Below are 19,874 nucleotides of genomic sequence, written 5' to 3'. Positions count from 1 at the left end.
GGGTCTATCGGACCTTTAGGGGACGAGGAGCACCTTGCCCGTCGTCGCGCGGCCTTCGAGCGCGCGGTGCGCCTCGGCTGCGGACTCGAGCGGGTAGGTTGCGCCGATGCGGACGGAGAGCGAGCCTTCAGCAGCGGCGGCGAACACCTCGGAGGAGCGCCACAGCCGTTCTTGCGGGTTGAGGAGGTAGTGCTTGAGGGTGGGGCGCGTCAGGAAGAGCGACCCGCCCGCGTTGAGGCGCTGGATGTCGACCGGCGGCACGGGGCCGGAGGCGGCGCCGAACAGCACGAGCGAACCCCTGGTGCGCAGGCACGTGAGGGAGCCGTCGAACGTGTCCCGGCCCACGCCGTCGTACACGACGTCGACGCCCGAGTCCCCGGTGAGCTCGCGCACGTGGTGATCGAAGCCCGAGTAGCGGATCACGTGGTCGGCGCCCGCGCCGGCCGCGAGCTCGGCCTTGGCATCCGTGGACACGGTCGTGATGACGCGCGCGCCCTTGGCCTTGATCATCTGGATGAGGAGGAGCCCCACGCCGCCGGCGCCCGCGTGCACAAGCGCGGTCTGCCCCGGCTCGACGCGGAAGGTCGAGTTGACGAGGTAATGCGCCGTCATGCCCTGGAGCGGCAGCGCGGCGGCGGTCTGCAGGTCGAGGTTCTCGGGCACGGGGAGTGCCTTGTCGGCGTCGACGATCATGTACTCGGCGTAGGCACGGCGGCCCTCCGCCGTCGCGACGTGCTGGCCTACGGAGAATCCGTCGACGCCCTCGCCGAGCGCCTCGACCTTGCCCGCCGCCTCGTCTCCGGGTGTGAAGGGGAACGGGACGTTGTAGAGGCCTTGGCGCTGGTACGTCTCGACGAAGTTCACGCCGGTCGCGGCGACCCGGACCAGGAGCTGGCCGGGGCCCGCCTCGGGCCTCTCCACGGCCGTCGGCTCGAGGACCTCGGGGCCGCCGGGGGCGTTGGCGACGATGGCGTTGATCATGGAGTCTCTCCCTGGTTCGTTCGTTCTCGTCCGGGTACCCATCCTAAGAGGGGAACGCCGCCCCGATTCTGTCATGCATAAATATTGATATGACTGCATAAGTTTGCCTATAGTGGCGGGGTGACTATTACCGCAGCTGTGTCCGGGGCCAGCGGCTACGCCGGAGGAGAGGTCCTCCGGCTGCTGGCCAACCATCCCGAGATCGAGATCGGCGCCATCACGGCGCACAGCAGTGCGGGCAGCCGCCTCGGCGCGCTCCAGCCGCACCTCCTGAGCCTTGCGGACCGCGAGATCGTCGAGACCACGGCGGAGAACCTTGCCGGCCACGACGTCGTCTTCCTCGCCCTGCCGCACGGCGCGTCCGCCGCCGTGGCAGCCCAGCTTCCCGCCGAGACGCTCGTGATCGACGCGGGCGCCGACCACCGGCTCGAGGACCCCGAGGCGTGGTTCAGGTTCTACCGCTCGGAGCACGCCGGCACGTGGCCCTATGGGCTGCCGGAGCTGCTCCTGGGTGGGCTGGGCGGCGCGGGAGGGCCGCGCAAGCAGCGCGAGACGCTCGTCGGCGCACGGCGCATCGCCGTGCCGGGGTGCTACCCCACGTCGGCGCTCCTGGCGCTCGTCCCCGGTTTCGCGGCGGGGCTGCTCGAGCCGCAGGATGTGGTGATTGTCTCGGCGTCCGGAACCTCTGGCGCGGGCAAGTCCGTCAAGCCGCACCTGCTGGGGTCCGAGGTCATGGGGTCGATGAGCCCCTACGGCGTGGGCGGCGGCCATCGCCACACCCCCGAGATCGAACAGGGCCTCTCGAACGCGGCGGGCGAGGCGGTCAAGATCTCCTTCACCCCGACGCTTGCCCCGATGAGCCGCGGGATCCTCACGACGGCGACGGCACGCGTCAAGCCGGGCACCGGCATCGCCGAGCTGCGCAACGCCTGGGAGGCCGCCTACGCCGGCGAGCAGTTCATCCACGTGCTGCCGGAGGGCCAGTGGCCGGCCACCCAGATGGTCGTGGGCTCCAACAACGCCGCGATCCAGCTCGCATTCGACGAGCACGCGGGGCGCGTGATCGTGAGCTCCGTGATCGACAACCTGACGAAGGGCACCGCGGGCGGCGCGGTGCAGTCCATGAACATCGCGCTGGGCCTCCCCGAGGGCGCCGGCCTCGCACAGCTGGGAGTCGCACCGTGACCATCACCGCACCCAAGGGCTTCCGGGCCTCCGGCGTGACCGCCGGGATCAAAGCCTCGGGCAAGCCGGACGTGGCCCTCGTGGTCAACGACGGGCCCGACAAGAACGCCGCGGCCGTCTTCACGTCGAACCGCGTCGCCGCCGCGCCCGTGCGCTGGTCGCGGCAGGCCATCAGCGACGGCCGCGCCGACGCCGTGATCCTCAACTCGGGTGGGGCCAACGCGTGCACGGGCCCCCAGGGCTTCCAGAACGCCCATACGACGGCGGAGAAGACCGCCGACGTGCTCGGCGTCTCCGCGGCCGACGTCGTCGTGTGCTCCACGGGACTCATCGGCGAGCAGCTGCCCATGGACAAGGTCCTCGCGGGCGTCGACGCGGCCGCCGCCGCGCTCGCGGACGACGGCGGCCACTCGGCTGCGCTGGCGATCATGACTACGGATACGGTCCCCAAGGAGGCCGTGTTCACGGGCACGGACTCCGACGGCGCCGCGTACACGATCGGCGGCATCGCGAAGGGGGCGGGGATGCTCGCGCCCGGCCTCGCGACCATGCTCGTGGTCCTCACGACGGACGCCGCGACGGCGCCCGAGATGCTCGACGCCGCGCTGCGCGACGCGACGCGCGTCACGTTCGACCGCGCCGATTCCGATGGCTGCATGTCCACGAACGACACGGTCGTGCTCCTGTCCTCGGGCGCGTCCGCGGCCGTGCCGTCGGCGGAGCAGTTCACGGACGGGCTGACTCAGGTCTGCGCCGAGCTCGCGCGAAAGCTCATCGGCGACGCCGAGGGGGCGAGCCACGACATCGCCATCCGCGCCTTCAACGCGGCCACCGAGAGCGACGCCGAAGTCGTGGCCCGCGCCGTGGCCCGCTCGAACCTCTTCAAGACGGCCATCTTCGGCAAGGACCCGAACTGGGGCCGCGTGCTCTCCGCGGTGGGGACGACGGATGCCGTCTTCGACCCGGACGAGCTGAGCGTCACGATCAACGGCGTCGAGGTGTGCCAGAACGGCGGAATCGGCGAGGACCGCTCGCTCGTGGACCTCGAGCCGCGGGACGTCCTCGTCGAGATCGACCTGTCCGCGGGTGACGCGGAGGCCACGATCCTCACGAACGACCTCACGCACGACTACGTGCATGAGAACAGCGCCTACTCGAGCTGAGCCAGGAGGGACGGAGGCAGGTATGACCAGCACCAACATCCGGCTCGCGATGGACAAGGCCGAGACGCTCATCGAGGCCCTCCCGTGGATCCAGAGGTTCGCGGGCAGCACGATGGTCGTCAAGTACGGCGGCAACGCCATGGTCAACGACGAGCTGCGGCGCGCGTTCGCGGAGGACATCGTGTTCCTCCACCACGTGGGCATCCGCCCGGTCGTGGTCCATGGCGGCGGGCCGCAGATCAACGCGATGCTCGGCCGCGTGGGCATCGCGAGCGAGTTCAAGGGCGGCCTGCGCGTCACGACGCCGGAGACCATGGACGTGGTCCGCATGGTGCTCACCGGGCAGGTGGGCCGCGAGCTCGTGGGGCTCATCAACTCCCACGGGCCGTACGCGGTCGGGTTGTCCGGCGAGGACGCGGGGCTGCTCCGCGCCGTGCGCACGGGGGCCGTGGTCGACGGCGTCGAAGTGGACCTCGGGCTCGTCGGCGAGGTCGTCGGCGTCGAGCCGGCGGCCGTCCATGACATTCTCGAGGCCGGCCGCATCCCCGTCATCTCGACCGTTGCGCCCGAGGTCGAGCCCGACGGCGCGGGTGGCTTCCAGCCGACCGGCCAGGTGCTCAACGTGAACGCGGACACCGCGGCCGCCGCCGTCGCCGTCGCGCTCGGCGCCTCGCGGCTCGTGGTGCTGACCGACGTGGAGGGCCTGTACCGCAACTGGCCCGACAAGGACTCCCTCGTCTCGCAGATCTCGGCCACCGAGCTGCGGGCCATGCTGCCCTCGCTCGAGTCCGGCATGATCCCCAAGATGGGCGCGTGCCTCAAGGCCGTCACGGAGGGCGTCGACCGCGCCGCGATCGTCGACGGCCGCAGCCCCCACACGATGCTCCTCGAAATCTTCACCAACGCAGGCGTCGGCACGCAGGTCGTACCTGATGACGTGCCTGGCCAGGCGTCGGCTGACCCACTCACTCCGACAGGAGGAACCGTATGACCACGCCCAACACTCCCGAGACCCGCCCGGTCTCCCAACTCGTAGGCACCTCGACGGGCTCGGCCTGGCTCTCGCGCTACTCGAACTCGCTCATGGGCGTCTTCGGGACGCCGCAGCGGGTGCTGGTCCGCGGCCAGGGCTGCTACGTCTGGGACGCGGACGGCAAGCAGTACCTCGACCTGCTCGGCGGGATCGCCGTCAACGCGCTCGGCCACGCGCACCCGTTCGTGACGAGCGTCATCTCGTCCCAGCTCGCGACGCTCGGACACGTCTCCAACTTCTTCACGAGCCCCACGCAGGTGGCGCTCGCCGAGAAGCTCCTCGAGATCGCGCACGCCCCGGCGGGCTCGAAGGTCTTCTTCGCGAACTCGGGCACCGAAGCCAACGAGGCGGCGTTCAAGCTGGCTCGCCGCAACGGGGGCGACAGCCAGTCGCAGCGGCGCACCAAGATCGTCGCGCTCGAGGGTGCGTTCCACGGGCGCACGATGGGTGCCCTCGCGCTCACGGCCAAGAAGGCCTACCGCGAGCCGTTCGCCCCGCTGCCCGGGGGCGTGGTCCACGTTCCGTTCGGCGATCTCGACGCCCTGCGTGCCGAGATCGACGACTCCACGCAGGCCCTCTTCCTCGAGCCGATCCAGGGCGAGGCCGGCGTGATCCCGCTGCCCGAGGGCTACCTGGCCGAGGCGCGGCGCATCACGCGAGAGGCCGGCGCGCTGCTCATCGTCGACGAGGTCCAGACGGGCGTCGGCCGAACCGGTTCGTGGTTCGCGATCGACGGCTCGGGCGTGGTCCCGGACGCCGTGTCGCTCGCCAAGGGGCTGGGTGGCGGGTTCCCGATCGGCGCCCTCATCACGTTCGGTCCGGAGAACAGCGCCCTCCTCGCGGCCGGCCAGCACGGAACGACGTTCGGCGGCAATCCGGTCGCGACCGCGGCCGCGCTCGCGACGCTCCACACGATCGAGACGCAGGGCGTCCTCGCGAACGTGCAGGCGGTCGGCGAGCATCTCCGCGCGGCCCTCGCGGCCATGCCCGAGGTCACCGCCGTGCGCGGCAGCGGCCTCCTCGTCGGCTTCGATCTGGCGACCCCCGCGGGGGTGCCGGAGGACGCGAACCTCGCGGCCGCCGTCGTCAATGCCGGGCTGGACGCGGGCTTCATCGTCAACGCACCCGGGCCGCGCACCCTGCGCCTCGCGCCGCCGCTCATCCTCACCGCCGAACAGGCGGACACGTTCCTTGCCGCGCTCCCGGGGCTCGTCGCCCGCGCGGCCGCTACCATCACCGCCACGCTCGAGAAGGAGGGCGCATGACCGCCTCCGGGACAGTCCGCCACTTCCTCAAGGACACCGACCTGAGCCCAGCCGAGCAGGCCGAGGTGCTCGACCTCGCGGTCCGGCTCAAGGCCGCGCCCTACTCGGCCCAGCCGCTCGCCGCGGAGGGCTCGGCCCGCAAGACCGTGGCCGTGATCTTCGACAAGACCTCGACGCGCACGCGCGTCTCGTTCTCGGCCGGGATCTCCGACCTGGGCGGGGCGCCGCTCATCATCAATCCGGGCGAAGCCCAGATCGGGCACAAGGAGTCGGTGGAGGACACCGCGAAGGTGCTCGAGCGCATGGTGGCCGCCATCGTGTGGCGGACGGGGGCCCACCAGGGACTCGTGGACATGGCCGGCAACTCGCGCGTCCCCGTGGTCAACGCGCTGTGCGACGACTACCACCCGTGCCAGCTCCTTGCCGATCTCCTCACCGTGCGCGAGCACAAGGGGCGCCTCGCGGGCCTCACGCTCGCCTACCTCGGCGACGCGGCCAACAACATGGCGAACTCGTACCTCCTTGCCGGGGTCACGGCGGGCATGCACGTGCGCGTCGCGGGGCCAGAGGGCTATCTCCCGGACCCGGGCGTCGTCGCCGAGGCCGAGGCGGTCGCCGCCGGCACGGGCGGATCGGTGCTCGTCACCGTCGATCCCGCGGCCGCGCTCGACGGCGCGGACGTCGTCGCGACCGACACGTGGGTGTCGATGGGCCAGGAGGACGAGAAGGAGGCCCGCCTCGGGCTCTTCCGCGACTACGGCGTGGACGCGTCCGCGATGGGCAAGGCGGCGCCGGACGCGGTCTTCCTCCACTGCCTCCCTGCCTACCGCGGGTACGAGGTCTCCGCGGACGTCATCGACGGCCCGCAGTCGATCGTGTGGGACGAGGCCGAGAACCGCCTCCACGCCCAGAAGGCGCTCCTTGCGTGGCTCCTGCACCGCTCGGGCCAGGCGGTCGTGGCGGGCCTGGACTAGTGGTTGCCGTGACGGAGACCCGATGAGCACCGGCCCCAGCGCCGCGCCGCAGACGAAGGCCGCCCGCCAGGCGCGCATCCGCGACCTCCTCGTGGGGCAGGCCGTGCGCTCGCAGGCGGACCTTGCGGCCCTTCTCGCGGACGACGGCGTCCAGGTCACCCAGGCGACCCTGTCCCGCGACCTCGTGGAGATCGGCGCCGTGCGCGTGCGCGGAGCCGACGGCGGCCTGGTCTACGCGGTGCGGGGCGAGGGCGGGGACCGGAGCCCCCGCGTGGGGCTGGATCCCGAGGTGCTGGACGCGCGGCTCGCGAAGCTGTGCGCCGAACTGCTCGTCACGGCCGAATCGAGCGCCAACATCGTCGTGCTGCGCACGCCGCCGGGCGCCGCGAACTTCCTCGCCCTCGCGATCGACCACTCCGTGATCCCGTCCGTCCTGGGCACGATCGCGGGGGACGACACGGTCATGATCGTCACCCGCGACCCGCTCGGCGGGGACGCGGTCGCGACCCGCTTCCTCGAGCTCGCTTCACAAGGCGCGTAGCCGACGGCACGATGGGCTCATGGCTGCTACCGACACGTCTGCCTTCGACCGCATCGACAAGTCCATCGACATCGCGGCTCCCGCCGAGCGGGTCTGGGAGCTTGTCTCGGAGCCCGGCTGGTTCATCAACGACGGCGCCTACCGGGCCCACCAGATCACGCACGACGGCGAGGTGAGCCTTGTGCGCGACCCGGTCCACGGAGACTTCGGCTTCCGTACCGTGGCGCTTGAGGCCCCGCGCCACGCCGCCTTCCGCTGGGTCGGCGAGGGAGCGGGCACGACGCTGGTCGAGTTCTTCGTCGACGCGAACGACGGCGGCGCGACCCTTCGCGTCGTCGAGACCGGCTTCGCGTCGCTGCCCGGGAGCGACGCGGAACGCCGCGCCGCGTTCGACGGCAACAGCGAGGGCTGGGACGTCGAGCTCGGCGTGGCGAGGACCGCGTGCGAGGACGGCGTCTGACTTTCCTGCATACCTATGTAGACTACTGAATAATAATTCGCCACGTCCCACGACATCTGCAAGGAGAACACCGTGAAGGATCGCATCGTCCTCGCCTACTCGGGCGGCCTCGACACTTCCGTCGCGATCGGCTGGATCGCCGACGCCACGGGAGCCGAGGTCATCGCCGTCGCCGTCGACGTCGGGCAGGGCGGCGAGAGCCTCGAGACCGTGCGCCAGCGTGCCCTCGGCTGCGGCGCCGTCGAGGCCTACGTCGCGGACGCCCGCGACGAGTTCGCGAACGAGTACTGCGTGCCGACGCTCAAGGCGAACGGCCTCTACCAGGGCCACTACCCGCTCGTCTCGGCCATCTCGCGCCCCGTGATCGTCAAGCACCTCGTCAAGGCGGCCCGCGAGTTCGGCGCGACGACGGTCGCGCACGGCTGCACGGGCAAGGGCAACGACCAGGTCCGCTTCGAGGTCGGCATCCAGACGCTCGGTCCGGACCTCAAGTGCATCGCGCCGGTGCGCGACCTCGCGCTCACGCGGGACAAGGCCATCGCGTACGCCGAGGAGAAGCACCTCCCCATCGTCACGACGAAGAAGAACCCCTATTCGATCGACCAGAACGTGTGGGGCCGCGCCGTCGAGACCGGCTACCTCGAGGACATCTGGAACGCGCCGACGAAGGACATCTACGACTACACCCAGAGCCCGGAGTTCCCGCCGGCGCCGGACGAGGTCACCATCACGTTCAAGCAGGGCGTGCCCACGGCGCTCGACGGCGTCGAACTCACCCCGCTGCAGGTCATCCAGGAGCTCAACCGCCGCGCGGGCGCCCAGGGCGTCGGGCGCATCGACGTCGTCGAGGACCGGCTCGTGGGCATCAAGAGCCGGGAGATCTACGAGGCACCGGGCGCGATGGCCCTCATCACGGCGCACAAGCACCTCGAGGACGTCACGATCGAGCGCGAGCACGCCCGCTTCAAGGCGACCGTGGGCCAGCGCTGGTCGGAGCTCGTGTACGACGGCCAGTGGTTCTCGCCGCTCAAGCGCGCCCTCGACGGCTTCATCGAGGACAGCCAGCAGTACGTCTCGGGCGACATCCGCATGACCCTGCACGGCGGCCAGGCCATCGTCAACGGCCGGCGTTCGGACACCTCGCTCTACGACTTCAGCCTCGCGACGTATGACACGGGCGACACGTTCGACCAGTCGAGCGCGAAGGGCTTCATCGACATCTGGGGCATGGCCTCGAAGGTCGCGTCGGGCCGCGACCAGCGGGTCGCGGGGGAGTAGAACCAGTGGCCAACTCGACGAACGAGGGTGCTCTGTGGGGCGGGCGCTTCGCCGGGGGACCGGCGGACGCGCTCGCCGCGCTGAGCAAGTCCACCCACTTCGACTGGCGGCTCGCGCGCTATGACATCGAGGGCTCCCGCGCCCACGCGCGGGTGCTCCACCACGCGGGCCTGCTCGACGACGTCGAGCTCGCGGGCATGCTCGACGCGCTCGACCAGCTCGACGCCGACGTCGCGTCCGGCGCCTACGCCCCGGCCGAGTCCGACGAGGACGTCCACGGTTCGCTCGAGCGCGGCCTCATCGAGCGGGCCGGCGCCCACCTCGGCGGAAAGCTGCGCGCCGGACGCTCGCGCAACGACCAGGTCGCGACGCTCGGCCGCATGTTCCTGCGCGACCATGCGCGGCTCGTCGCGCGCGGCGTCCTCGACATCGTGGACGCCCTCGTGGCCCAGGCCGAGGCGCACCCCGACGCGGCCATGCCGGGGCGCACGCACCTCCAGCATGCGCAGCCGGTCCTCCTGAGCCATCACCTGCTCGCCCATGCGTGGGCCCTCCTGCGCGACGTCCAGCGGCTCGCGGACTGGGATAAGCGCGCTGCGGTCTCGCCGTACGGCTCGGGCGCGCTCGCGGGCTCCTCGCTCGGCCTCGACCCGGAGGCCGTCGCGGCGGACCTCGGCTTCGACTCCGCCGTGCACAACTCGATCGACGGCACCGCCTCGCGCGACGTGTTCGCGGAGTTCGCGTGGGTCGCGGCCATGATCGGCGTGGACCTCTCGCGGATCAGCGAGGAGGTCATTCTGTGGGCCACCAAGGAGTTCTCCTTCGTCACGCTCGACGACGCCTTCTCGACCGGCTCGTCGATCATGCCGCAGAAGAAGAACCCGGACGTCGCCGAGCTGGCGCGCGGCAAGGCGGGCCGGCTCATCGGCGATCTCACGGGACTGCTCGCGACGCTCAAGGGCCTCCCGCTTGCCTACAACCGAGACCTCCAGGAGGACAAGGAGCCCGTCTTCGACGCGGCGGACACTCTCGAGCTCCTGCTCCCCGCGGTGTCCGGCATGATCGCGACGCTCACGTTCAAGACGGAGCGGATGGCGTCGCTCGCGCCGCAGGGCTTTGCCCTCGCGACCGACATCGCCGAGTGGCTCGTGCGCCAGGGCGTGCCGTTCCGTGAGGCGCACGAGCTCTCCGGGGCCGCGGTGCGCCAGGCCGAGAGCCGCGGCGTCGAGCTCTGGGACCTCACGGACCAGGAGTACGCGGCCATCAGCCCCGCGCTCACCCCCGAGGTGCGCTCGGTCCTGAGCACGGAAGGCTCGCTCGCGAGCCGGAACGCACAAGGCGGCACCGCGCCGTCGGCCGTCGCACGCCAGCTCGAGGCACTCAAGGCCCAGCTCGCGGACGCCCGAAGCTTCGCGGGCTGACGCCTCAGCGCTGGGGGCGGCGACTGGCTACCCTGATGGCATGGGAACACATGCCGCCCTCAGCGATGACCGTCTTGTGACCGAGATCGACTCCGCCGCGGCGGGGATCCGGGCCGAACTCGAGCGCCTCACCGACGACTCGGTGGGCCAACCTTCCGAGCTTCCGGGATGGACACGCGGGCACGTCCTCGCGCACATCCAAGGCATCTGCACGGCGATGGCCAGGCAGGTCGAGTACGCGCGGCGCGGCGAGAAGGTCGAGCTCTACGAAGGCGGCTACGAGGCCCGGAACCGCGCGATCGAGGACGGGGCGGTTGCCACCGCGGACCAGCACCGTGATCGGGTCGGCGCCGCGCTCGACCGCGCGCTCGGCCAGTTGGCGGCGATCGAGCCCGGCGACTGGGACCGCCCCATCACGTACCGCAACGGGGTGGTCCGCGACGGCGGCTACGCGCTGTGGCGCGAGCTCGTGATCCACCACTCCGATCTCGGCACGGGCTGCACGCAGCAGGAGTGGTCCGAGGACTTCTGCCGCCACGTGCTCGGCTTCCTCGAGCCCCGGGTGCCCGCCGCGAACACGTTCGTGCTGCGGTCCGATCGGGGCGGCCAGATCCGTCTCGGCTCCGGCGGGGACGAGGTCCTCGTGGACGGCCGCCTCCAGGACCTCGCGGCGTGGCTTGCGGGCCGCCCCACGGGGCATGGCGCCGTGAGGGCGGAGCGGGGCGGCGAGGCGGTCCCGCTTCCCGAGATCGGCCCTTGGCCCTCCGCCGGCGTGCCTGCAGCCTGAGGGTGGGCGGCAGGACGGAGCACATGGACCCGGAAGAACTCGTGCGGTGGCTCCTGCGCGATCCGGTTGCGGTGGCGCCCGACCTCCTCGGCGCGGTGCTCACGCATACGACGCCGGAGGGCAGCGTGAGCGTCCGCCTCACCGAGGTCGAGGCGTACCGGGGCCATCGGGACTCGGAGCATGCCGACCCGGGCTCGCACTCCTACAACGGCCGGACTGCGCGCAACGAGGTCATGTGGGGGCCGCCCGGCCACCTCTACGTCTACTTCACGTACGGCATGCACTACTGCGCCAACGTCGTGTGCGGGCCCGCAGGCCGCTCGTCCGGCTGCCTCCTGCGCGCGGGCGAGGTCGTGGAGGGTCTCGAGTTGGCCCGATCGCGCCGCCAGTCGGCGAGGCGCGACTCCGAGCTCGCCCGCGGCCCCGCGCGGCTCGCGCAGGCGCTCGCCATCGGGCGCGGCGACAACGGGGCGACGCTCGACGGCGGCGACTTCCGCCTCGAGCCGCCGGCCCACCGCGCCGCCGGGGTGCTCAGCGGACCGCGCGTCGGCGTCGCCGGGGCCGGGGGCTCGGCCGAGTACCCGTGGCGCTTCTGGCTCCCGGGGGAGCCGAGCGTGTCCGCGTACCGCGCCGCAAAGCGCCGGGCGCTCGCCAGCTCGCAGGTCGACTAGGCGCTCGGCACCCCTGCCGCGGCGTCGGGGTGGGTCGGCAGGAGAAGCCGGTCGGAGTCGGCGTCGAACTCGAACAGCTCGCCGTACCGCCCCCAGTCGATAGCCGTGTCGAGCTGCTGCTCGGCGTCGTCGTCTCCGTAGAAGGCCTTGAGCTCGGCGAGGACGTCGTCAGCACGGATCGCGCCGGAGTCGCTATGCCGGAGCTCCCGGACAATCCGGCGGACCAGGGGCGCCGCCTCGACCGCGAGCGTCGCGAACTGCTCCTTCGCGCGGAGCGGGTCGGCCGCGGCGTAGCGGCGGCCCTGTTCGGTGATCCGCAGGTCCGGGCCGTGTGGGCGGGCGAGCTTGAGCAGGAGCGCCGCGTCCACGACGGGGAGCAGGTCGTCGATCTCGTAGCGGAGATCGTCTGCGATCTCCGCCAGGCCCTCGGTGCCGCCGCGCGCCGCCAGCAGACCGACGAGACCGCCGAGGGCTCCTGTGCTCGCAGTCGGAAGCGGCACGTCGAGGCCCGAGGCTGCCGCCGCGTCGCCTGCCGTGGCCGCGAGTGTCTCTCGGCGCGGCTCGGCCTTCTGGCCCGTCAGGATTCCGTACACCTCGTCGACGAGGGCCTCGAACTCGGGGCTTCGGCGATCACGCGGCTTGGGCATGGGCACGCTCAGCTCGGCCTTGATCCGCCCGGGGTTTGAGTCGAGTACCAGAACCCTGTCAGCGAGCTGGATCGCCTCCTCGATGTTGTGGGTCACGATGAGCGCGGTGCGCGTCGGCATCGATCCGTCGGCCCACATCCGGACGAGTTCGGAGCGGAGGTTCTCGCTCGTGAGCACGTCGAGGGCTGAGAACGGCTCGTCCATGAGGAGCACGTCGGGTTCCACGACGATCGCCCGCGCGAAGCCGACGCGCTGGCGCATGCCGCCCGAGAGCTCCTTCGGATACGCGGACTCGAAGCCGTCGAGTCCGATGATGTCGATCGCCCGCAGCGCGCGCTCGCGGCGCTCCGCGGTCTTGACGCCCTTCGCCTCGAGCCCGAGTTCCACGTTCTCGATGACGGTGAGCCACGGGAGCAGGGCGAAGGACTGGAAGACGAGAGCCGTGCCCGGATTCGCCCCGTTGAGCCTCTTTCCGCGGTAGGCGACCTCGCCCTCGCTCGGCGCGATGAGGCCCGCGACGCAGCGCAGGAGCGTGCTCTTGCCGGATCCCGAGCGGCCTAGGAGGGCCACGATCTCGCCTTCGCGGATGCTGAAGGAGACGTCGTCGAGCACGTTCTTCTCGCCACCCTCAGTGGCGAACGACTTGCTCACGCCGCGGACGCTGATGAGCTCGGTGAGCGTTTCGGTGGGGTTCATGGCGGCCTCCGTCAGGGAAGGGTGGGCGGGAGCGGTCAGAGGGCGAAGCGGGTCTCGGCAATGCGGTACAGGCGGCGCCAGAACAGGCGATTGATCCCGACCACGAAGACCGACATGACGAGGACGCCGACGAGCACGTGGGCCATATCGCCGGAGCTCGTCGCCTGGGCGATGTCCGCGCCGAGGCCGGTCGCGGTGAGCGTCTGGTGGTTGTACGACACCACCTCCGCGACGATGGCCGCGTTCCAGGCGCCGCCCGCGGCGGTGATCCCGCCCGTGACGTAGGAGGGGAAGACGCCGGGCAGGATGAGGCGCCGCCAGCGCTGCCACCTGCCCAGGCCGAAGCTTTCCATGGCCTGGCGGAGATCCGTCGGGATCGCGCTCGCGCCGGCGATGACGTTGAAGAGGATGTACCACTGGGAGCCGAGCGCCATGAGCACGATTCCGCCGATGTCGAGCGGGATGTGCGCCGCGACGAAGAACGCGATGACGAACGGGAACAGGAAGTTCGCGGGGAAGCTCGCGAGCAGTTGCACGACGGGCTGGGCGAGGCGGCTGATCCTGGGATTCATGCCGATCCAGACGCCGATCGGCACCCACACGATCGTGGCGAGCACGATGATGACCACGACCCTCAGGAGCGTGATCAGGCCGTGCAGGAACGCCTCGCCGAACGAGCCGAGCCCGGCCGTCGAGTCGATGAAGACGTAAGCCCAGTACGCGCCATACGTGATCGCCGCCGCGACCACGACGACGACCGCGACGTCCCCGGCGCGGCGGCGCAGGGCCGGGACGTGGAGCGGATGCTCGGCAATTCCGAACGGGCGCGTCGCAGCGTCGAAGACCCGGTTCACGGGCGCGATGGCGCGGCCGAACCCGCGCGGGATCGACGAACGGCTCAGGATGCCCAGCACGACGCTGCGCGGGCGGTCGGCCGCGGCGGTGTCCTCGTTCCGGAACCGCTCGGCCCAGGCCACGAGGGGCCGCCAGAACAGGAAGTTGACGCCCAAGACCATGATCGCCATGGTCAGGATCGCGTAGCCCACGTGGTCGAGCTCGCCGGCACCGACGGCCGCCGCCACGTACGCTCCGACGCCAGGGAGCGAGAACGACGTGTTGCCGACCGTCACGGCCTCGGACGCGGCAAGGAAGAACCAGCCGCCGCCGAAGCTCATCATGCCGTTCCAGACGAGCGGGATCATGCCGGATGGGACATCGAGCTTCCAGAAGCGTTCCCACTTCGTGAGGCGCATGAGACGCGCCGCCTCGTCGAGGTCATCGGGTTGGCTCACGAGGGACGAGTGGAACGAAAAGGCCATGTTCCAGGCCTGCGACGTGAAGATCGCGAAGACGGAGGCGGCCTCGAGCCCGAGCGTCGATCCTGGGAACAGGGCGATGAATCCGGTCACGGTGACGGAGAGGAAGCCGAGGATCGGCACCGACTGGAGGATGTCGAGGGCCGGGAGGATGATCTTCTCCGCGCGCGGCAGCCGCGCCGCCGCCGTCGCGACGACGAACGTGAACACGACCGAGGCCGCGAGCGCCGCGAACATCCGCAGGAGGGACCGCAGCGCGTAGTAGGGCAGATTCGCCGGGTCGGTCGAGATGGCCTGCGGCGCTTCGAGATTCAGCGGGGCCGTGGCGCCGGCAGAGGCCCGCGCCACGAGATAGAGGACCACGACGATCGCGGCTGCGACGAGGATGTCCGCCCAGCGGAGACGGGGGCGCCGCAGGACACCAGCGCCCGGGACTTGACGCAAGAGTGGCATGGGCGCTCCCAGTGTCAGCAGATGGTCGGGACTTGGCTACGGCCTCATGCGGTGGGCCGGTGGCCGCTCGGCCCAAAGTATCGGCCCCGGGCCTGTGGGGCCAGAGCAAAGCCGCCGCATGCGGACATTGAAGCACCCGCCCGAGCGTTGGATAACACTCCTTTGCACGGTGCGGACATGAACTTTCGGTAACGTTGAGTGGTGACTTTCGACCCCGCTTCCCCACGTACCGCCTCGAGCCCCGCTGGCACTGCCTCTCCGGGCCAGTACGGCGAGACCCTCGACGAGCTCCTCGACCGCCTGTGCGCGACCGTCGAGGACTATCCGAAGCCCGGGATCACGTTCAAGGACCTGACCCCTGTCTTCGCCGACTCCGTGGGGCTGCGGGCCATCGTCGACGCGCTCACGGCGCCGTTCGCGGGCGAATTCGACCTCGTCGCGGGAATCGAGGCCCGCGGCTTCCTCCTGGCCGCGGCAGCGGCGTACGCGACCGGGACGGGCGTCATCACGGTCCGCAAGAAGGGCAAGCTCCCGCGCCGCACCATCTCCGAGGACTACGCCCTCGAGTACGGCACGGCGACCCTCGAGGTCCACGAGGACGACATCCCCGCCGGCACGAGGGTGCTGCTGCTCGACGACGTCCTCGCGACCGGCGGCACGCTCTCCGCGGCGACCCGGCTCATGGAGCGAACGGGCGCGCGCGTGGCCGGCATCGGCGTCGTCCTCGAACTCACCGCCCTGAACGGCCGCGCCGCCCTCGCGGGGCACAGGGTCCGCTCACTCCAGCGGGTCGACGTGTGACCACCACCGCAAGTTCACGCGAATCGCTGTAGAATGGACGGTCCGTCATTGCAGTAAGGGGAATGCGCCGATGCTCGACGCCGATCTGGCTCACGAACGGGACTACGTGCGGGGCCTGTACCGCCGGCTCGATGAGTTGCGCGACGAGAAGCGCGATCAGCTCGCGGCCGTCCGCAAGGCGGGAGCGATTGGCTCGGTCCAGAACATCTCGGAGCGGGACGCGTTCGCGGCCCTGTACGAGGACCGGCTCGCGCAGCTCGACGCCGTGGAGGACCGCCTCGTCTTCGGCCGGCTCGACCTCGACGACGGCGAGGCCCAGTACATCGGCCGCATCGGGCTGAGCACGGACGACCTGCGCCGCCTCATGGTCGACTGGCGCGCACCCGAGGCGAGCCACTTCTACCAGGCGACGGCGTTCGACCGGCAGGGCGTGCGCCGACGCCGGCATCTCATCCTCCAGGGCCGCGACGTCAAGGCCATCGAGGACGACATCCTCGACTCCGACATGCTCGATCCAACGCACCACCATCAGGGCGAGGGAGCCCTGCTCGCGGCGCTCAACTCGAAGCGCACGGGCCGGATGGCGGACATCGTGAGCACGATCCAGGCCGAGCAGGACAGGATCATCCGGGCGTCCATGCCCGGCGCGCTGGTCGTGCAGGGCGGTCCTGGCACGGGCAAGACGGCCGTCGCGCTCCACCGCGCGGCGTACCTCCTCTACAGCCACCGCGACAGGCTCAAGTCGGCGGGGGTCCTGCTCGTGGGCCCGTCACTCTCCTTCATGAAGTACATCGAGCGCGTCCTGCCGTCCCTCGGCGAGACCGGCGTCGTCATGTCGAGCGTCGGCAGGCTCATGCCCGGCATCAACGGCGTTCCCGAGGAGGACGCGCGCGTCGCGAAGCTCAAGGGCAGCCGGCGCATGGTCGACCTCATCGCGGCCGCGGTCGCGAATCGCCAGCGCGTTCCCTCGGGCGATCGGATCGTCGACGTCGAGGGCCAGAAGCTCCTCCTCTCGCCGCGCCAGGTCCGCCGGGCCCGTGACAAGGCCAGAGCCACGGGAAAGCCGTACAACGAGGCCCGCAACACGTTTGTGAAGATCCTGCTCCGCGAGCTCACGGAGCAGCTGCAGTCCAAGCTCGAGGCTGCGAGCGTGGGCAACAACGCCGACCGCTCGTACCTCGCCGAGGACGTGCGGCAGTCGCGGGACGTCCGCGTGGCGCTCAACCTGTGCTGGATGCCGATGACGCCGCAGCAGCTCCTCACCGAGCTGTTCTCGAAGCGCCGGATCCTCGATGCCGTCGCGGCGGACTTCACCGAGCAGGAACGTGATCTGCTCGAGCGGCCCGCCGGCGAACCGTGGACGGAGGCCGACGTGCCTCTGCTCGACGAGGCGGCGGAGCTCCTGGGCGAGCTCGACGCGTCGTCCGGAGGCGAGGCCGCGCGACGCGAGGCCGACCGTCGCCGCGACCTTGAGAATGCCGAGCGCACGCTCGCGAACTTGGACCATGCGCTGCGGGAGCAGGGCGTGGACGGCGTCGTCAGCGCCGAGGACCTCGCGGACCTCCAGCAGGAGTCTGAGGCCCGGCTCACCGCGGCCGAGCGCGCGGTGGGGGATCGGACGTGGGCCTATGGCCACATCATCGTCGACGAGGCGCAGGAGCTCTCGTACATGCAGTGGCGCCTGCTCGTGCGGCGCTGCCCGCTCAAGTCCTTCACCATCGTGGGCGACATCGCGCAGACGAGCGCCGCGGCCGGCGCCTCGTCGTGGGCCGCCGCGCTCACGCCGTTCTTCGACGACCGCTGGCGGCTCGAGGAGCTCACCGTCAACTACCGCACGCCAAGCCAGATCGCAGAGGCCGCGGCGCGCATGGCCGCCGCTGCCGGCCTCACCGTGTCCGCGCCCAAGGCGGTACGCGAGGGCCAGTGGCCGCCCGTCGTCGACCGCGTCGCCGCTGGTGGGGTCATCGATCGCCTCGTCGCCACGATGCCCGAGGAACTCGCAGCGGCCGACGGCGGGCTCGTCGCCGTCATCGCGCCCGAGGAACTCGTCGAGCCGGCGCGCGCGGCGCTCCACGCCGTCTACGGCAGGCGTGTGGGTGCGGGGGCGGGGAGCTTCGACCAGGACATCGTCGTCATCGACCCGCGCGAGGCGAAGGGCCTCGAGTTCGACGTCGTGGTGGTGCTCGAGCCGGCCGAGCTCATCGACGCCCACCACGGCCGCGTCGGCGACCTGTATGTCGCCATGACCCGGCCCACGCAGCGGCTCCGGCTCATCGCCTCGGAGCGGCTTCCCGCGGGCATCGAGACCGAATTGGTTGACGCGTGACTGATACTGTAGAAGCCGTGCCGCAGACACTACTCACCGCGCAGAAGAACGATTCGAGCTTTCCCAACATCTGGCAGGAGCTCAAGTGGCGAGGGCTCGTCCACGTCTCAACCGATGAGGCCGAGCTCGAGGCACTCCTCGCGGGAGATCCGATCACGTACTACTGCGGCTTCGACCCGACGGCGCCGAGCCTCCACCTCGGCAACCTTGTCCAGCTCCTGCTCCTGCGCCGGCTCCAGCTCGCCGGCCACAAGCCGCTCGGGCTCGTGGGCGGCTCGACGGGGCTCATCGGGGACCCGCGGCCGACTGCGGAGCGGACGCTCAACACGAAGGACACCGTTGCGGAGTGGGTTGGCTACCTCCGCGCCCAGGTGCAGCGCTTCCTGAGCTTCGAGGGCGAGAACGCGGCCCGCATGGTCAACAACCTCGACTGGACGGCCCCGCTGTCCGCGATCGATTTCCTGCGCGACGTCGGGAAGCACTTCCGCGTCGGCACGATGCTGCGCAAGGACGCCGTCGCTTCGCGTCTCTCCTCGGACGAGGGCATCTCCTACACCGAGTTCAGCTACCAGATCCTGCAGGGCATGGACTACCTCGAGCTGTACCGCGACTACGGGTGCGTGCTCCAGACGGGCGGATCGGACCAGTGGGGCAACCTCACGAGCGGAACCGAGCTCATCCGCAAGGTCGAGGGCAAGACGGTGCACGCGCTCGGGACGCCGCTCATCACGAACGCTGACGGGACGAAGTTCGGCAAGAGCGAGGGCAACGCCATCTGGCTCGATGCGGCGATGTGCTCGCCGTACGCCTTCTACCAGTTCTGGCTCAACGCCTCGGACGCGGACGTGATCGACCGGCTCAAGATCTTCACGTTCCTCACGAGGGCGGAGATCGAGGATCTCGAGGTCGCGGTCGCCGAGCGACCCTTTGCCCGCGAGGCGCAGCGGCGGCTCGCGTTCGAAGTGACGGCGGTGGTTCACGGCGTCGAGGCGACGGAGAAGGTCATCGCCGCGTCCGCCGCGCTCTTCGGGAACGGCGACTTGGGCGTACTCGACGAGGGCACGCTCGAGGCGGCGACCGCAGAACTGACGACGGCGGCGATCACCCCTGCGCAGCTGGGGATCGTGGACCTCCTGGTCGCCACGGGCCTGTCGGAGAGCAAGTCGGCCGCGCGCCGCACCGTGGGGGAGGGCGGCGCGTACGTGAACAACGTCAAGGTGACCGACCCTGACACTGTGGTCGACTCTGAGCTCGCGCTCCACGGTCGGTACTTCCTGGTCCGGCGCGGCAAGAAGAACCTCGCCACGGCGGTCCTCACCGACTGACTTCCGGGGCTGCCTACACCCGATCCGCCCAGACTCCGCGAGCGACACGCCCGAGAGTCTGGGCGGATTTGCCGTCTCTGGTGGGGGCGTGTAGTGTACTTCGAGTCGCCTCCGCTTGACGGAGGCAAAAACCCTTCCTAGACAAGCCAAGCGGCCTCTTTCGCGGAGTAAATTCGCGGATTTGCGGCGCGGCGATGAGGAAGGTAGGTTAGTACCTCGTCCGCAGGGGCGATGCCGGGAGGTTTCCGGTTATTCCTGTTGGGCCTGTTGTTTGAGAACTCAATAGCGTGCCATGTTTGGATTGATGCCATTTTTTTGATGGCTGTTTGCCTGGTCTGTGCGCACCCCGTGTGTGTGGGCTGGGTTTCGGCTTGGATCGGATTGCCGGGGCGGGGTTTTTCCGCTTTGTCCTGGTTTTCTTTGTTTTTTTGTTTTTGACGGAGAGTTTGATCCTGGCTCAGGATGAACGCTGGCGGCGTGCTTAACACATGCAAGTCGGACGATGAAGCCCTTCGGGGTGGATTAGTGGCGAACGGGTGAGTAACACGTGA

At 70.4% G+C, this 19,874-nt stretch carries 17 protein-coding genes and 1 rRNA gene; 15 read left to right on the top strand and 3 right to left on the bottom strand.

The features are described 5' to 3' along the window. Positions 1-15 precede the first annotated feature (15 nt). Positions 16-981, bottom strand: a complete 966-nt coding sequence (locus E6A26_RS03555) for a quinone oxidoreductase family protein (RefSeq protein ID WP_136609830.1) — start codon at positions 979-981, stop codon at positions 16-18. Between the two features lie 120 nt (positions 982-1,101). Between E6A26_RS03555 and argC the strand changes: the two genes are divergently transcribed. From argC to E6A26_RS03500, 11 genes are all read left to right on the top strand, one after another. Then, positions 1,102-2,166, top strand: a complete 1,065-nt coding sequence (gene argC, locus E6A26_RS03550; protein ID WP_136609829.1) for an N-acetyl-gamma-glutamyl-phosphate reductase — start codon at positions 1,102-1,104, stop codon at positions 2,164-2,166. Next, entirely contained in the window at positions 2,163-3,329 is a 1,167-nt protein-coding gene (gene argJ / locus E6A26_RS03545; RefSeq protein WP_136609828.1) for a bifunctional glutamate N-acetyltransferase/amino-acid acetyltransferase ArgJ, read from the top strand. Before argC ends, argJ begins: the two co-directional genes overlap by 4 nt. Positions 3,330-3,351: 22 nt before the next feature. Beyond that, entirely contained in the window at positions 3,352-4,320 is a 969-nt protein-coding gene (gene argB, locus E6A26_RS03540) for an acetylglutamate kinase (protein WP_136609827.1), read from the top strand. Next, positions 4,317-5,627, top strand: coding sequence for an acetylornithine transaminase (locus E6A26_RS03535; RefSeq protein WP_136609826.1), 1,311 nt, complete (start codon positions 4,317-4,319; stop codon positions 5,625-5,627). Before argB ends, E6A26_RS03535 begins: the two co-directional genes overlap by 4 nt. Continuing rightward, entirely contained in the window at positions 5,624-6,601 is a 978-nt protein-coding gene (gene argF, locus E6A26_RS03530) for an ornithine carbamoyltransferase (protein WP_136609825.1), read from the top strand. Before E6A26_RS03535 ends, argF begins: the two co-directional genes overlap by 4 nt. 22 nt (positions 6,602-6,623) lie before the next feature. Then, positions 6,624-7,142: an arginine repressor gene (locus E6A26_RS03525; RefSeq protein WP_136609824.1), complete on the top strand. Its 519-nt coding sequence runs from the start codon at positions 6,624-6,626 to the stop codon at positions 7,140-7,142. A 19-nt stretch (positions 7,143-7,161) separates the two neighbouring features. After that, on the top strand, positions 7,162-7,602 hold the full coding sequence (locus E6A26_RS03520; protein WP_136609823.1) for an SRPBCC family protein: 441 nt from the start codon (positions 7,162-7,164) through the stop codon (positions 7,600-7,602). A 72-nt stretch (positions 7,603-7,674) separates the two neighbouring features. After that, on the top strand, positions 7,675-8,880 hold the full coding sequence (locus E6A26_RS03515; RefSeq protein WP_136609822.1) for an argininosuccinate synthase: 1,206 nt from the start codon (positions 7,675-7,677) through the stop codon (positions 8,878-8,880). 5 nt (positions 8,881-8,885) lie between these two features. Then, on the top strand, positions 8,886-10,301 hold the full coding sequence (gene argH, locus E6A26_RS03510) for an argininosuccinate lyase (RefSeq protein WP_136609821.1): 1,416 nt from the start codon (positions 8,886-8,888) through the stop codon (positions 10,299-10,301). 40 nt (positions 10,302-10,341) lie between these two features. Continuing rightward, on the top strand, positions 10,342-11,088 hold the full coding sequence (locus E6A26_RS03505) for a maleylpyruvate isomerase family mycothiol-dependent enzyme (RefSeq protein WP_136609820.1): 747 nt from the start codon (positions 10,342-10,344) through the stop codon (positions 11,086-11,088). 23 nt (positions 11,089-11,111) lie between these two features. Continuing rightward, positions 11,112-11,759: a DNA-3-methyladenine glycosylase gene (locus E6A26_RS03500; RefSeq protein ID WP_136609819.1), complete on the top strand. Its 648-nt coding sequence runs from the start codon at positions 11,112-11,114 to the stop codon at positions 11,757-11,759. Here the strand turns inward: E6A26_RS03500 and E6A26_RS03495 are convergent. Further along, on the bottom strand, positions 11,756-13,102 hold the full coding sequence (locus tag E6A26_RS03495) for an ABC transporter ATP-binding protein (protein ID WP_136609818.1): 1,347 nt from the start codon (positions 13,100-13,102) through the stop codon (positions 11,756-11,758). The two genes, E6A26_RS03500 and E6A26_RS03495, sit on opposite strands and share 4 nt — an antisense overlap. A 35-nt stretch (positions 13,103-13,137) precedes the next feature. Beyond that, positions 13,138-14,871 (bottom strand): ABC transporter permease, encoded by a 1,734-nt coding sequence (locus E6A26_RS03490; protein WP_136609817.1) that lies wholly within the window; start codon positions 14,869-14,871, stop codon positions 13,138-13,140. A 201-nt stretch (positions 14,872-15,072) separates the two neighbouring features. Here E6A26_RS03490 and E6A26_RS03485 point away from each other — a divergent pair, with 201 nt between their 5' ends. The 4 genes from E6A26_RS03485 to E6A26_RS03470 form a co-directional block, all read left to right on the top strand. Next, complete coding sequence (locus E6A26_RS03485; RefSeq protein ID WP_136609816.1) at positions 15,073-15,672, top strand: adenine phosphoribosyltransferase; 600 nt, start codon at positions 15,073-15,075, stop codon at positions 15,670-15,672. 70 nt (positions 15,673-15,742) lie between these two features. Further along, positions 15,743-17,998, top strand: coding sequence for a HelD family protein (locus E6A26_RS03480; RefSeq protein WP_136609815.1), 2,256 nt, complete (start codon positions 15,743-15,745; stop codon positions 17,996-17,998). A gap of 17 nt (positions 17,999-18,015) precedes the next feature. Continuing rightward, positions 18,016-19,323, top strand: a complete 1,308-nt coding sequence (gene tyrS / locus E6A26_RS03475; protein ID WP_136609814.1) for a tyrosine--tRNA ligase — start codon at positions 18,016-18,018, stop codon at positions 19,321-19,323. A 434-nt stretch (positions 19,324-19,757) separates the two neighbouring features. Next, a 16S ribosomal RNA gene (locus tag E6A26_RS03470) occupies positions 19,758-19,874 on the top strand; the annotation flags it as partial.

It is taken from the genome of Sinomonas albida, from assembly GCF_004919045.1.
Classification (GTDB): Bacteria; Actinomycetota; Actinomycetes; order Actinomycetales; family Micrococcaceae; genus Sinomonas; species Sinomonas albida.
The sequence above is the reverse complement of the archived record's forward strand: the minus strand, read 5'-3'. Positions and strand labels throughout refer to the sequence as shown.

Excerpts from the sequence above, each read along its gene's own strand:
- E6A26_RS03555 (WP_136609830.1), bottom strand. The coding sequence starts at position 981 with ATGATCAACGCCATCGTCGCCAACGCCCCCGGCGGCCCCGAGGTCCTC.
- argB (WP_136609827.1), top strand. The coding sequence starts at position 3,352 with ATGACCAGCACCAACATCCGGCTCGCGATGGACAAGGCCGAGACGCTC.
- E6A26_RS03535 (WP_136609826.1), top strand. The coding sequence starts at position 4,317 with ATGACCACGCCCAACACTCCCGAGACCCGCCCGGTCTCCCAACTCGTA.
- argF (WP_136609825.1), top strand. The coding sequence starts at position 5,624 with ATGACCGCCTCCGGGACAGTCCGCCACTTCCTCAAGGACACCGACCTG.
- E6A26_RS03525 (WP_136609824.1), top strand. The coding sequence starts at position 6,624 with ATGAGCACCGGCCCCAGCGCCGCGCCGCAGACGAAGGCCGCCCGCCAG.
- E6A26_RS03520 (WP_136609823.1), top strand. The coding sequence starts at position 7,162 with ATGGCTGCTACCGACACGTCTGCCTTCGACCGCATCGACAAGTCCATC.
- E6A26_RS03505 (WP_136609820.1), top strand. The coding sequence starts at position 10,342 with ATGGGAACACATGCCGCCCTCAGCGATGACCGTCTTGTGACCGAGATC.
- E6A26_RS03500 (WP_136609819.1), top strand. The coding sequence starts at position 11,112 with ATGGACCCGGAAGAACTCGTGCGGTGGCTCCTGCGCGATCCGGTTGCG.
- E6A26_RS03495 (WP_136609818.1), bottom strand. The coding sequence starts at position 13,102 with ATGAACCCCACCGAAACGCTCACCGAGCTCATCAGCGTCCGCGGCGTG.
- E6A26_RS03490 (WP_136609817.1), bottom strand. The coding sequence starts at position 14,871 with ATGCCACTCTTGCGTCAAGTCCCGGGCGCTGGTGTCCTGCGGCGCCCC.
- E6A26_RS03480 (WP_136609815.1), top strand. The coding sequence starts at position 15,743 with ATGCTCGACGCCGATCTGGCTCACGAACGGGACTACGTGCGGGGCCTG.